Origin of the sequence: uncultured Sphingomonas sp., from assembly GCF_964235535.1 — a bacterium.
Classification (GTDB): Bacteria; Pseudomonadota; Alphaproteobacteria; order Sphingomonadales; family Sphingomonadaceae; genus Sphingomonas.
Genome location: NZ_CAXSBH010000068.1, coordinates 1 through 12,814 on the forward strand (window position 1 = coordinate 1; position 12,814 = coordinate 12,814).

Below are 12,814 nucleotides of genomic sequence, written 5' to 3' on the forward strand. Positions count from 1 at the left end.
GGACGTTGAGCGCGACGATCGTGGCGAGCAGGCCGATGATGACGACCACCACCATAAGTTCGACGAGCGTGAAGCCGTGTTCGGCGGAACGCCTCAGAGGGGTGAAACCGCTCTCGCGACGGCGGCGCTTCTTGGGATCGGTACGCTGGGACATGTTCACTGACCGGCTAGAGTGTTGAGTTGGAGGATCGGCAGCAGGATCGACAGCACGATGGTCGCGACGATGCCGCCCATCAGCACGATGATCGCGGGCTCGAGGAGCGAGAGCGCCGTCGCGGTGAAACGGTCGAACTCCTTTTCCAGGTAATCGGCGGAGCGTTCGAGCATCTCGTCGAGCCGTCCCGCCGCTTCCCCGCTCGCGGCGAGATACGTCAGCAGCGGGGGAAAGACGCCGGTGCGGCGCATCGCGGTCGACAGGCTGCCGCCGCCGCGAATGTTCTCGACGATCTCGTCGGACGCGGCGCGCAGCCGGCGGTTGTGGATGGTGCCCGCCGTCAGCGTCAATCCTTCGAGCAGCGGCAGGCGGCTGGCGACCATGGTGCCGAGCGTGCGTGCGAGCCGGGCGGCATGGAGGTCACGGATCAGGCGGCCGAGCAGCGGCAGGCGCAGCATCCGGCTGTCGAACGACAGGCGGACCGCCGGGTTCTTGAGCGCGTACCAGGTGCCCAAGATCACCAGGGTCGCGCCAAGGATCAGGACCCACCAATAGCCGACCAGGAAGTCGGACAGGGCGATCACCATCCGCGTCAGCAGCGGCAGCTCCTGGCCGACGGTGTCGAACTGCTCGACGACCTGCGGCACGACGAACATCATCAACGCGAGCACGACGCCCATCGCGACGACCGCGAGGATGATGGGATAAGCCAGCGCGGTCAATATCTTGCCGCGGATCTCTGCCTGGCGTTCGAGGAGCGCGGAGAGGCGTTCGAGGATGGTGGGCAGCGTCCCCGAGCTCTCACCCGCCGCGACCATCGCGCGGTAGAGCGGCGGGAACGACTTGGGCGCGCGGGCCATCGCGTCGGCAAGGCGGCGGCCCTCGACGACGCCCGCATGGACCTGCGCGACGATCGCGCGGACGCTCTCCTGCTCGGTCTGGCGGGTGATGGTGCGAAGCGACTCCTCAAGCGGCGAGACGCTGTTGAGCGTGGCGAGCTGGCGCGTGAAGAGCGTCAGCTGCTTGCCCGACATCTTGGGCGTACCGAGCTGGAGCCCGAACAGCGGGCGGCCCTTGGTGGGCGGCGGCGCGGAGCCCGGCTCCAGCCGCACGACATACATCCGCTTGGCGTCGAGCGCCGATCGTGCCGACTCCAGCGTGTCCGCGACGAGATGCCCGCGCCGCTCCTGCCCGCGCGTATCAATGGCCAGATAGTCGAAATCAGCCATCGGCGGTGGACCCATGTTTCCGTTCGCCCTGGGCTCGTCGAAGGGTCGTTCTTGTTGCTATCGTCGAAGAAGGACGATGCTTCGACAAGCTCGGCACGAACGGAAAAGGAAGGTCGACCTCAACCACCGACCGACTCCGGTTCGAGCGCCGGATCCGGCACGTCCGCCGCGTCGCGCCTCGCCACGCGCACGGCCTCCTCCGGCGTCGTCACCCCGCGTCGCACCAGCTCGCGCGCGGCGCTCGCCAGCGTATCGGAGCGCGCGAAGGCGTGGGCGGCGATCGCGGACTCGTCGCCAGTCTCGTTGATCAGGCGGCGAATGGTATCGTCGACGCGCACCACCTCGAACACGCCGACGCGGCCCTTGTAACCGGTCTGGTTGCAGGTCGCGCAGCCCGCGGGCTGGTAAACGATCGTCTCGGGATCGATCCCCATCATCGGCGCGATCGTGTCGCGGGCGAGGACGGCGCGGCGGCAGTCGGAACACAGCCGGCGGACGAGGCGCTGGGCGATGACCGCGCGCAGCGTCGAGGCGAGGAGGAACGGCTCGACCTTCATGTCGCGCATGCGCGTGATCGCGCCGACCGCATCGTTGGTGTGGACCGTGGACAGGACGAGGTGACCGGTCAGAGACGCCTGGACCGCGATCTCGGCGGTCTCGCGGTCGCGGATCTCGCCGACCATGACGACATCGGGGTCCTGGCGCAAAATCGCGCGGAGGCCGGCGGCGAAGGTCAGCCCGACCTTGGGATTGACCTGGGTCTGGCCGACACCGTCGACCGCATACTCGACCGGGTCCTCGACCGTCAGGATGTTGCGGCTGCCGTCGTTCAGGCGGCGGAGCGCGGAATAGAGCGTCGTCGTCTTGCCCGACCCGGTCGGACCGGTGACGAGGAGCACGCCGTTGGGCTCGGCGAGTACCTCGGCCAGCACGCGTTCGACGGCTGGGGTGAGGCCCAGCGCCTCCATGTCGATGCCGGCATTGTCCTTGTCGAGGATGCGGAGAACGACGCGCTCACCCGCGCGGCTGGGAAGCGTCGAGACACGCACGTCGAGGAGCTTGCCCCCGAGCGTCAGGCCCATGCGCCCGTCCTGCGGCACGCGCCGCTCGGCAATGTCGAGGCGCGACATGACCTTGATGCGGCTGACCACGACGGGTGCGACGTGCGGCGGCATGCGGAGCGTCTCGCGCAGCACGCCGTCGATCCGCATGCGGACGACGAGACCGGACTCGTAGGGTTCGATATGGATGTCCGACACGCCGTTCCGCGCGGCGTCGGCGATGACGCCGTTGATCAGGCGAATGGCGGGGGCGTCGTCGGCGGTGTCGAGCAGGTCCTCGGCGGTCGGCAGGTCGCCCGCGAGCAGATCGAGCTCATCGCCCATCCCGACCGCGGCGAGGGCGTTGGCCTGGCCATCCATCGCGTAGGCATCGGACAGGAGCCGGTCGAAGGCGGGCGCGTCGACGATCTCGACATCGAACGGCCGCGCGAGATGGCGGCGAAGCTCGATCAGCGCGCGCGGATCGGCTCCCTCGCGCAAGCCGATCGTGAGCGGGCCGTCGACTCCGGTATGGCGTAACACGGTGCCGAACCGGCGGGCGAACAGATAGGGGATCGTCGGAACGGGCACGATCGGCGCAACCGGCGACGCCCCGACCACCCGGTCGGTCGACACCGCACCGGCCGCGAGATCAAGCGCGTCGACCTCGGTCGCATGGGCGGCGGGGAGGATGCCGAGCGCCTCATCGCCGTCATCGCCGCCGCGCCGGATCAGCACATCGCGCTCCGTCGCCGCGCCGCCGAAGGGGAGCGCGCCGGGGAGTGCGGCGGGGATGGGCATGGCGCGCGGATCGGTCACGAGCGGGCCTTTACACCAAGCCGCCATGTCGACGAAGACAACGTGGCGTACCGGCGCCATCCTTCGACTTCGTCACCCCGGACTTGTTCCGGGGTCCATGGTCGCGCGTACCCGCGCCTCGCCAGGTTCGCCCAACGATGGATGCCGGAACAAGTCCGGCATGACGGAGGAGGGTGGTGCGAGCGGGTGCACTCACCGCGGCCGCACCCGCGTGGTCGTCGTCGTGGGCTGATACTGTACCGGCGCGGCGATATTCGGGTCTTCGATGTTGCCGGGCATCGGCGCGGACGGGATCGGCGGGGCCGCGCCCATATAATCGCGCACGAGCTGATCGATCGAGGGTTCCTGGTCGGGCTGGGCGTAACCCTGGAGGCTGCGCAGATAGCCGTAGCGTTGTTCGGTGTGTCGGCGGCTGTCCGCGGCCGTGCGCAGGATGGTGGGGCGGACGAAAACCATCAGGTTGGTCTTGGTGCGCGACCGCGCCTTCGAACGGAACAGCGCGCCGATGCCGGGCAGGTCGCCCAGGAACGGGATCTTCTCGATCGTGCGCCGCTCCGAATCGTCGAGCAGTCCGCCGATAACGACAATCTGGCCATTGTCGACGACGAAGCTGTTCTCGATCGCGCGCTTGTTCAGGATCAGCTCCGAATTGTCGGCCGAAACGGGCCCCGCGATCGAGCTGACCTCGAGCCGGAAGTTGAGCTTGACCGCGCCGCTCGCGTTGATCTGCGGCCGGACGTCGAGCTGGATGCCGACATTCTCGCGCTGCACCGTGCGGAACGCGTTGTCGAAGTTGTTCGACAGCGCCTGGCCCGTCGTGATCGGGATCTCCTGCCCGACGAGGCTCGACGCCTGCTGGTTGTCGAGCGTGATCAGGTGCGGCTGCTGGAGCAGGTTGGAGGTGGTGTCGCTCTTGACCGCGTTGATGATCGCCCCGAACACCGCCGACCCGATCGTGCCGCCGAACCCTGCGAACCCACCCGACGTGCCCAGGATCGACTGAATGGCGGACTGGGCGAGCTGGTCCGAAGCGGCGTTGCCGGTGTTGGTTTCCGTGCGGGTGCCGTCGGCCCCGATGACGGTGGTGTTCGTGCCGCCGATCTCGCGCGCGCCGATGGCCCCAGCGATGGTCAGGATGTTAGGCGCGGTGTTGGCGTAGGTCGACGCCGCGAACGCGCCGCCCGAAAGGTCGCCTAGCAGGAACTGCGCGCCGAGCCGGTTGACGGTAGCGTCCGAGACCTCGGCGATGATCGCTTCGACCAGCACCTGCTCGCGCCTTGTGTCGAGTTGGCGGACGACGTCGTTCAACTGGCGCTGGATGTCGGCGGGCGCGGCAATGACGATCGCGTTCGCGCCGGCGAAGCGGGTTACGACGGCGGCGGTACGCCCCCCTTGCGTCGAGATGGCGGGCGGCGCGCCACCCGCCGCGCCCCCGCCGCCGCTGGCGACCGGCGCGGGTGCACCGACCGGCGCGGATGGGGCCACGCCCGCGCCGCCCCCGGCCCCGCCCGAACCACCGAAGCTGCCGCGGCCGAGCGTCTGCTGCGTCGGCTGGTCGGGCGTCTGCCCCACCAACTGCTGGAGCACGGGCAGCAGCTGTTCGGCGTCGGCGTTCTCAAGGAACACGACCCTGATCTCCGTGCCGTTCCGGGCCTTGCGGTCGAGTTCGGCGGCGATGGCGGCCAGGCGCGTGACGGTGGGCGCGTCGCCCCGGAGCGCGATCGAGTTGGCGCTTTCGACCGCGACGACCGACGCGCTCTGGGTTCCACCCTGCCCGCCTCCGGCTTGGCCGAGCGCCTGGAGCGCGGCGGCGATCTCGCGCGCGCCCGCGTTCTGGAGCGTCACCACGCGCGTCGACGCGCTGTCGCTGTCGACGCGGCGCAGCACCTCGCGGATGCGGCGGATGTTGTCGGCGAAGTCGACCAGCACGATCGAATTGCCCGCGCGGTTGGCCGTCACGGACCCCTGCTGGCTGACGAGCGGGCGCACCGTGTCGAGCGCGGACTGCGCGTCGATCGCGCGCAGGCGGACGATCTCGGTCACGAAGGCGTTGCGCGACGCGCCGGACGAACCCACTCGCGTGGGTTGAGTCGCCGCGCCGTCGAGCGGCTGGACGCGGAACGCGCCGTTCGCGGTCGGCACCGCGATCAGATTGTTCGCCCGCAGCGTCGATAGGAACACCTCGAGATATTCGGGGCGGGACAGCGGGCGGTCGGTGACGACCGTCACCTTGCCCTGGACGCGGCTGTCGATGATGAAGGTGCGGCCCGTGACCTTGGCCGCGTCGGCGATGAAGGCGCGGATGTCGGCGTCGCGGACGTTCAGGGTGGTCTGGGCGTTGACCGGCGCGGAAATCGCGAGCGCCAGTCCGAGTAATGGTAACGGAAACTTCTTCATTGCGGCGGGGCGATCGTGATGGCGAGGGGCAGCGTCTGGCTGCCGCGCTCGACGCTGATGGGGACATTGCCGCCGTTCGCGAAATCGCGGCCGATGCGGTCGAAATCGTCGGGACCGGTCACGGGGCGACCGGCGATCGAGGTGAGGACGTCGCCGTTCTGCAGCCCCGCCTGCGCGAACGCCGAGCCCGTGCCCTGCGAACGCAGGACGAGGCCGGTAAGGCGGCCGCCGTCGATGCGCGGGATGAAGCCGATTTCCTGACGAAGGTTGGCGACGGGCACCCCGGCGGGACCGGCGGTTCCACTGGCGGTCGGGGGCGGGCCCGTGACGACCGGCGTGGCTTGGGTGGATTGGTCGAGGAACAGGTCCTCGCTCGCGCCGCCGCGGTCGAGCGTGATGTGGTCGAATGCGACCGCGCTCAGGCGCACGCCGGGCGACACCTCTTCGCCGACCGAGACGCTGCGTTGCAGCCCGTCGGGACCCGCGACGATCGCCGCGCCGCGCCCGGTCGCGTCGTCGATCCGGATGCCGAACAGTTTGAGCTGAAGCGACGTGACCACCGCCGGCCCGACCTGAGCGCCGCTCAACCGGAAGAACGGGTCGAAGGAGGTGAGCGTGTCGACCGGCGAGGCGGGGATGACGACGGCGGCCGGACGCCATTCGCCCAGCGGGTCGACGGGCGTGACGATCGCCCAGAATAGTCGCGCGAGCTGAGCGGCGAGCACGGCCATCAGCGCCAGCTCGGCCAGCGAATAAAGATTGACGACGGGCAGCCGCTGAAGCCAGCGGCGCGCACGCGCGTCGAGTTGCAATCGCATCGGTATTCCCGTCCCGCCGGTGTGCGCCCTAGATGCGCCATGTTACGGGGCTGCGTCAAAGGGTTCCCGCGCGGATGATCTTGCGGGCGGGCGTCCGGCCGATGCAGGATGGCGTCATGACGCCCACCTTCCCCCTCGGCTCGGGCCATCCGTCCGAGCCCGTCGTCGCGCGCCTGTCGGCGCTGCCCGGCGTGCAGCGCGTGCCGAGCCCCAAGCTGACGCTGTTCATCCGGCGCGCGTTCCTGGAACCTGATCTATGCGCGGCCGTCGTGGAGCGGATCGACGCGGTGCGCCGGCCCTCGACGATCGCGGATCGCAACGGCGACGCGAACTTCCGGACGAGCGAGACGGGCGACCTGAACCGGTCCGACCCGGTCGTGGTGGAGCTGGAGGCGCGGATCACGGCGCTGACCGGGCTCGACCCGGCGCACGGCGAGCCGATCCAGGGGCAACGCTATGCGGTCGGCCAGGAGTTCAAGGACCATACCGACTATTTCGAGCCGACTGGTACCGACTATGACCGTTATTGCGGATCGTCGGGCAATCGCACTTGGACCGTGATGATCTATCTGAACGAACCCGATGCGGGCGGGGCGACGCGGTTCAAGGCGATCAGCAAGATCGTGCCACCGGAGACCGGCAAGCTACTCGCCTGGAACAACCGCCGCCCCAACGGCAGCCTGAACCCCGCGACGCTGCACCAGGGCATGAAGGTGCGCGCCGGGGTCAAGTACGTCGTGACCAAGTGGTTCCGGGAAAGGCCCTGGCCGGCGTAGGCAACAACCCTCTCCCGCTTTCGCGGGAGAGGGACAGGCGCGTGAGCGCCAGGGTGAGGGGCGGACCTCGCCCGGATAGGCCCGGCCCTCACCCTCGCCGCGCTTTGCGCGTCTTTCCCTCTCCCGCAAAAGCGGGAGAGGGCTCGATATTTAAAGCGTGATGCTCGCACCGAGCGAGAAGATGCGGCCCAGCCGGTAGCGGTTGTTGTCGACCTGCGCGCCATTTTCGAACGTCTGGAACTCGCGGTAGCCGGTGCCGGTCAGGTTGCGCGCCTCGAACTTCAGGTCGATCTGCTTGTCGATATAGGGCAGCTTGATCCCCTGCCGCATCACGAAGTCGAGGCGGATGCCCGGGCGTTCGATCAGGTCGGGAAGTCGGATGCCCGACTGGACGGGGCCGCGGTTGGTCGCGCGGTTGCTCGCATAGGTGAACAGCACGGTGGCCTGTGACAGCTTGCTCGGATCCTCAAGCCCGACCTGCAGGTTGACGAGGTGCTCGGACTGGCCCGTCAACGCGGCCCCGTCGCGGAACAACGCGTTGGCCGCGATCGTGCGAACCTGCGCCGACGATTGGAACACGTCGGGGATCAGTTCGCCGCCGACCTTCAGCTCGGACTTGGTGTAGGTATAGTTGGCGATGAGCACGAGCCGACGCGAGGCGAGGAAGTCGTTGCCTAGGCCGCTCAGCGGTACGAACCTCTGCAACTCCGCCTCGCCGCCATAGAGCGTCGCTTCCGGCGCGTTGGCGAAGCCGGTCTGAAGCCGGTCGCCGCCGCCGAAGAACGCGACCGCCTCGACCGGGTTGTCGATGTGCTTGTAAAAGCCCGACGCGCCGAACCGCTGATCGCGCGCGAAAAACCATTCATAGCGAAGCTCGGCGTTATAGAGTTCGGAGTCGACCAGAAGCGGGTTGCCGAAAAACAGCCGGTCCGACTCGAAATCCTGATAAAGCTGCGGTGCGAGCTCGCGGAACTGCGGGCGCGCGATCGTCTTGGACAGATGGCCGCGCACCTGCATGTCGTCCGCGAGGTTATAGGTAATCGTGACCGCGGGCAGGAAATAGTCGTTATCCAGCCGCGTACCGACGAACGCGCCGAGCGGCAGGACGCGCTGCTTGGCGGTTTCGTAGCGGATGCCGACCTGCGCACGCAGACCCGTCGTGATCTCGCCGTCGACCTGCGCATAGCCCGCATGGATCTTGAGCGAGGCATCGTAGGCGGCCGATCCCTGCGCGGTCGACTCGTTGACCAGCGTGATGCCGTTTTGCTGGACGTTGAAGTCCGACAGCAGGAAATCGGGGCGCAACTGCTCCGACCCGTCGGTCAGCGCCTGACGGTTGCGGCCGAAGAAGCGGAAGTCGAAGCGCGACGACGAGCGCTCGGTGTCACTGTAGAAATACCCGGCTGACAGGTTGAACGGGGTGTCGAACGGCACCGCCCAGGAAAGGTTGGCTTGGCCGGTATAAAGCCGCTCGTCGAGCTCGCTGAAATCGAGCTCCGCGCCCGACAAGCCGCTCAGGCGATTGACGTAGTCCCTGATCTGGCCGCCCGCATATTCATAACGGAACGAACGCTCGTAGGGGCTGTCGCGGCGGGTCTTGGCGTAAGCACCGCGAGCGTCGAACGACACGTCGCCGAACTTGAACTCGCCCACCAGCTGCGTGTCGATCAGCTCGCGCTCGAACCACCGCGTCGCCTGATCGATGAAAGGCTGGACGCCGACATTCGGGTTGCCGACCGCCGCCGGATCGGCCCCGATCGGGCCGACATTGCCGGTGAAGCCGCGCGCCAGACGCCCTTGCTTCAGCGTATCGTGGATGTAGAGGTTGGTGAAGCGAATGCGGTTGTCGCCGAACTCCGCTCCGAATCCGAGCAGGCCGTTCACCAGCGCGCGGTTGTCGGTGAGGCCGGTCTGGAAATCGCTGTCGATGTTGGCGTCCGCGTCGGTCGCGACCTGCTGGCGGATGCTGCGGGTGCGCCAACCGTTGGACAGGCCGCCCGTGCCGATCACGCCGAAGCGCACCGATCCGATGTCGATCGAGGTACCGAAGCTTGCCTCGTAGGAGTAGTTGGCCGGCAGTTGGTTGTTCTGCAGCAGCAGCGACGTCTGCGCGTTGTTGAGGGTTATGACGTTAGGCGTGTCGACGCTCAGCCCGCCCAGTCCTGCGTCCTTGATGAAGCCCGGCACGTCGCGGACACCGCTGTCGTAGCCAGTCCAGTCGCGCGTGCCGCCGTCATACACATAGCCGAGCTCGCTCGTCGTGACGGTGTCCGCGCCAAGCGAGCCGCCGATCTGGAGGAACGACTCGTCGGGCACCGCGCGCGTTGTCAGATTGATAACGCCGCCGCCGAACTCGGCCGGGTAGTTCACCGAATAGGTCTTCTGCACGACAGCCGAAGCGGTGACGTTGGTCGGAAAGATGTCGAGCGGCACGACGCGACGCAGCGGCTCGGGGCTGGGCAGCGGCGATCCGTTCAGGAGCGATGAGGAATACCGATCGCCGAGCCCACGCACATAGACGAAGCCGTTGCCCACCAGCGACAGGCCGGTCACGCGGCTGAGCGCGCCCGCGATATCGCCTTCGCCGGTGCGGGCGATGTCGGCGGTCGACAGGACGCTGACCACTTCGGCCGAGCGCCGCTGGACGTTGGGTATGCGCGATCCGGTGACGACGATATCCTCGGCGGGGGCGGTGCCGCCCGGCCCCGATATCTCCACCTCCTCCTGCGCCGCGCCGGTGTCGCCCGCCGAAGGGTCGACGGACTGGCCGGCGGGCGAGCTCGATTGGCCGCCGGTGCCGGTCGGCACGCTACCCACGCCCCCGCTGTTGGTGGGCGCGCCGGTGCCGCCGCTCGCCTGCCCCCAGGCGACGGCGGGCGCGAACGCGGTGCTGGCGAGGAGGACGGATAGTATGGTGATCTTCATGGCTGCCCCGAACGCTGGATAGTGTTGGCGGGCGACCCCCTCGGTCGCCCGCCGATGCGGGTCAGGTGGCCGGCGCGACCGTGCACGTCGCGCTGTTCGCGCCGAAGTTCGCGCGGTTCGAGTTGCAGGTCCAGCGCTGGAAGCTGGTGTCCGCCGCCCCGTTCACCGCGCCCACGAACGTCGTGCTCACGAAGAAGGCCGACCCGGGCGCGTTGATCGTCGACGCGTTGAACGGGGTCGCCGTGGTGGCCGCGCCGGTTGGCGTAAAGCCGTTCAAGATCGCGCCGGCGGCCTCGACGTTGTTGCTTCCCGGAGCCGCGGTGAACGCCGCGCGCTGCTCGGCGATCGTGACGGTGATGCCGTTCACGGTCGTCTCGGCGAACGGCGTCGCGCAGTTGAACAGCACCGAGTTGAAGACCGGCGGCCCCTGGTCGTCGAGCGCGGCATTGGCTGGGCGGATCGTCGACTTGTCGGTGGCGCTGTTCGCGCCCGCCACGATATTGAGGCAGGCGGCCGGGCTGGACACAAGCCCATTGACGAACCGCGCGTCCGCGCCGCCGCGCAGGCGGATCGCCGCGTTGGTCGCGGTCGAGGTCGAGATGAAGGTGAAGTTGGCGAGGTTGTAACGCTGGCGGGGCAGCGCGTCCTCCGCGCCGTTCGAGTCGATCTCGGTCGAATAATTGTCGGCGGTAGCGTTGTTGGGCCGCTGGATGGCGAGCACGAACTGCGCAAAGCCCTGCCAGCCCACATCGGTATCCAACCCATCGTCGTCCGCGCCCGTGATCGCCAGATAGCGCAGGTTGGTACGCCCGCCGAAGATCTCGATGCCGTCGTCCGAGCTGTTGTGGACCTGCACGCGGTCGACGACGGTGCCCGAACCCGTACCGCCGAGCGTCAGCCCTTGCAGCTCGTTGTTCGGGCTGATGATGGTGCCCGAATAGCGGATCTGGACATAGCGGACCACGCCCGAATTGTCGGTCGGCGTCGCGCCGCCATACAGCGCCGTCGTGGTGCCCTCGACGACGTTCTCGCACTGCGCGCTTCCGCCTACCGCGCCAGAGGCGAGGCAGTTGGAGATCGGCGCGCGGCCCGCAAGGATGATGCCGCCCCACAGGCCCTGGCTGTCCTCGGTGACGCCGCCGGTCAGGTTCTGCTGCGCCGTGAAGACGATCGGCAGCGCCTCGGTCCCGTCGGCCACCAGTCGCGAGCCGCGATTGACTACGAGGAAGTCGTTGTCGGCATTGGTGGTGTTCGCATAAACGACCACGCCCGGCGCGACGGTCAGCGACGCGGACGTGCCGATCGCGCCGGTCGCACCCGTATCGACGCCGACGTCCACGCGGCCGTTGAGCTCATAGGCGACGCCCGTCACGCGCGGCAGCGACAGCGCGCCGGCGACCAGCGAAGGCAGGCGGCAGCTGCGATACACCGTGCCGATCACGCCCACGTCGGTTGTACCCGCCGGGCAGGACGCGGCGGGGCCGGAGGTTGGCGTAGGGGTCGCGGTCGGCGTGGGCGTCGGCGTCACGGTCGGCGGCGGCGTGGGAGCCGGCGTGGCGGGCACGACCAGCACGCCCTCGCCCGGCGAGGCGACGCTGTCGGAGCCGTCGCACGACGCGAGGGCCAGGCAGGCGGTGCCCGCGAGAAGGATGCGGTTGATCCGCTTTAAGCTGGCCATGTGTGACTCCCGGTCGATCGTTGGCGTGCGGGCGGTTGCCCGGGATCGACTCGGTTTTCCCCCTGTCGATCTCAGCGCTGCGACTAGGCGTGGCTCATGACGGGTCCGGGTAAGTTCGGCGTCGCGAGTGTGACGGCATGGTTACCGATATGTGACTTCGCACACGTGCGCCTCGCGGACGGCCGGCTAACGAGTTAATGACGACCGACAATAAAAAAGCCCGCCGATCTCGCGATGGCGGGCCCAATATGGTGGGCGCGACAGGGATTGAACCTGTGACCCCACCCGTGTGAAGGGTGTGCTCTACCGCTGAGCTACGCGCCCGAAACCCGTTCGGAAGCGGAGCGTCTAGCCAGCGCCCGCCACCCTGTCCAGCGCCTTGGTGTCCAGCGCCTTAGTTGACCGCATCCTTCAGGCCCTTGCCCGCCTTGAACTTAGGCTGGGTCGACGCCTTGATGCTCATTGGCTCGCCCGTACGCGGGTTGCGGCCGGTCGACGCCTTGCGCTTGGAGACGGTGAAGGTACCGAAACCGACGAGCCGGACCTCCTCGCCCTTCTTGAGCGCGCCCGAGATCGCGTCGAACACCGACTCGACCGCCTTGACCGCGTCTCCCTTCGTCAGCCCGGACGTGTCGGCGACGGCCACGATCAACTCCTGCTTGTTCATGCCCAAAGAACCCCTGTCTATGTCGGTTGCGCTTAGGGCCCCTGCCCCCAGCCGCAGCGAACCAATAAGCCGGGGGGTCCGGCTACTGTCAAACGAATCCGCCGCCGTTCAGGATGAACGGCGGCGGGCCGGAGCCTTTGTGTCCTCTAGTGGTGCAGTTCGCCCCCGACCGGCGCGACGCCCGGCGGCGGCATGGCGGCGAGTTCGTCCGCGTCGGTCCAGTCGATCGCTTCCAGCGGCTCGGTCAGTGCGAGCCGCAGCACCTCGTCGACATGGGATACGGGGATGATCTTGAGCCCGTCCTTGATCGA

The 12,814-nt window shown here is 68.3% G+C and carries 9 protein-coding genes and 1 tRNA gene; 1 reads left to right on the forward strand and 9 read right to left on the reverse strand.

The annotated features are described in order from the left end of the window. The 5 genes from ACFE7F_RS14565 to ACFE7F_RS14585 form a co-directional block, all read right to left on the reverse strand. On the reverse strand, nt 1–154 hold a 154-nt coding region (locus ACFE7F_RS14565), incomplete at its 3' end, for a type IV pilin protein (RefSeq protein WP_375404582.1). 2 nt (nt 155–156) lie between these two features. Continuing rightward, a complete protein-coding gene (gspF, locus tag ACFE7F_RS14570; protein WP_375404575.1) occupies nt 157–1,383 on the reverse strand; it encodes a type II secretion system inner membrane protein GspF in 1,227 nt (408 codons plus the stop codon). Nucleotides 1,384–1,502: 119 nt separating this feature from the next. Continuing rightward, nucleotides 1,503–3,059, reverse strand: coding sequence for a GspE/PulE family protein (locus ACFE7F_RS14575; protein ID WP_375404583.1), 1,557 nt, complete (start codon nt 3,057–3,059; stop codon nt 1,503–1,505). Nucleotides 3,060–3,434: 375 nt separating this feature from the next. Beyond that, a complete protein-coding gene (gspD, locus tag ACFE7F_RS14580) occupies nt 3,435–5,639 on the reverse strand; it encodes a type II secretion system secretin GspD (RefSeq protein WP_375404576.1) in 2,205 nt (734 codons plus the stop codon). Beyond that, the gene (locus ACFE7F_RS14585; RefSeq protein WP_375404577.1) at nt 5,636–6,457 is read right to left on the reverse strand and encodes a type II secretion system protein N; all 822 of its coding nucleotides are present in this window, start codon (nt 6,455–6,457) and stop codon (nt 5,636–5,638) included. Before ACFE7F_RS14585 ends, gspD begins: the two co-directional genes overlap by 4 nt. 116 nt (nt 6,458–6,573) lie before the next feature. Between ACFE7F_RS14585 and ACFE7F_RS14590 the strand changes: the two genes are divergently transcribed. Further along, nucleotides 6,574–7,233 (forward strand): prolyl hydroxylase family protein, encoded by a 660-nt coding sequence (locus ACFE7F_RS14590; RefSeq protein ID WP_375404578.1) that lies wholly within the window; start codon nt 6,574–6,576, stop codon nt 7,231–7,233. Nucleotides 7,234–7,383: 150 nt separating this feature from the next. Here the strand turns inward: ACFE7F_RS14590 and ACFE7F_RS14595 are convergent, their stop codons facing one another. The 4 genes from ACFE7F_RS14595 to ACFE7F_RS14610 all read right to left on the reverse strand — a co-directional run bounded on the left by ACFE7F_RS14595 (nt 7,384) and on the right by ACFE7F_RS14610 (nt 12,503). Next, complete coding sequence (locus tag ACFE7F_RS14595; RefSeq protein ID WP_375404579.1) at nt 7,384–10,158, reverse strand: TonB-dependent receptor domain-containing protein; 2,775 nt, start codon at nt 10,156–10,158, stop codon at nt 7,384–7,386. A 61-nt stretch (nt 10,159–10,219) separates the two neighbouring features. Then, nucleotides 10,220–11,836 carry a hypothetical protein gene (locus ACFE7F_RS14600; RefSeq protein ID WP_375404580.1) on the reverse strand — a complete coding sequence of 539 codons (1,617 nt, stop codon included), beginning with the start codon at nt 11,834–11,836 and terminating at the stop codon, nt 10,220–10,222. Nucleotides 11,837–12,085: 249 nt separating this feature from the next. Beyond that, nucleotides 12,086–12,160 (reverse strand) — tRNA-Val (locus ACFE7F_RS14605). A 70-nt stretch (nt 12,161–12,230) separates the two neighbouring features. After that, nucleotides 12,231–12,503 (reverse strand): HU family DNA-binding protein, encoded by a 273-nt coding sequence (locus ACFE7F_RS14610; protein WP_375404581.1) that lies wholly within the window; start codon nt 12,501–12,503, stop codon nt 12,231–12,233. Between the last annotated feature and the right edge of the window lie 311 nt (nt 12,504–12,814).

Excerpts from the sequence above, each read along its gene's own strand:
- gspF (WP_375404575.1), bottom strand. The coding sequence starts at position 1,383 with ATGGCTGATTTCGACTATCTGGCCATTGATACGCGCGGGCAGGAGCGG.
- gspD (WP_375404576.1), bottom strand. The coding sequence starts at position 5,639 with ATGAAGAAGTTTCCGTTACCATTACTCGGACTGGCGCTCGCGATTTCC.
- ACFE7F_RS14585 (WP_375404577.1), bottom strand. The coding sequence starts at position 6,457 with ATGCGATTGCAACTCGACGCGCGTGCGCGCCGCTGGCTTCAGCGGCTG.
- ACFE7F_RS14590 (WP_375404578.1), top strand. The coding sequence starts at position 6,574 with ATGACGCCCACCTTCCCCCTCGGCTCGGGCCATCCGTCCGAGCCCGTC.
- ACFE7F_RS14595 (WP_375404579.1), bottom strand. The coding sequence starts at position 10,158 with ATGAAGATCACCATACTATCCGTCCTCCTCGCCAGCACCGCGTTCGCG.
- ACFE7F_RS14600 (WP_375404580.1), bottom strand. The coding sequence starts at position 11,836 with ATGGCCAGCTTAAAGCGGATCAACCGCATCCTTCTCGCGGGCACCGCC.
- ACFE7F_RS14610 (WP_375404581.1), bottom strand. The coding sequence starts at position 12,503 with ATGAACAAGCAGGAGTTGATCGTGGCCGTCGCCGACACGTCCGGGCTG.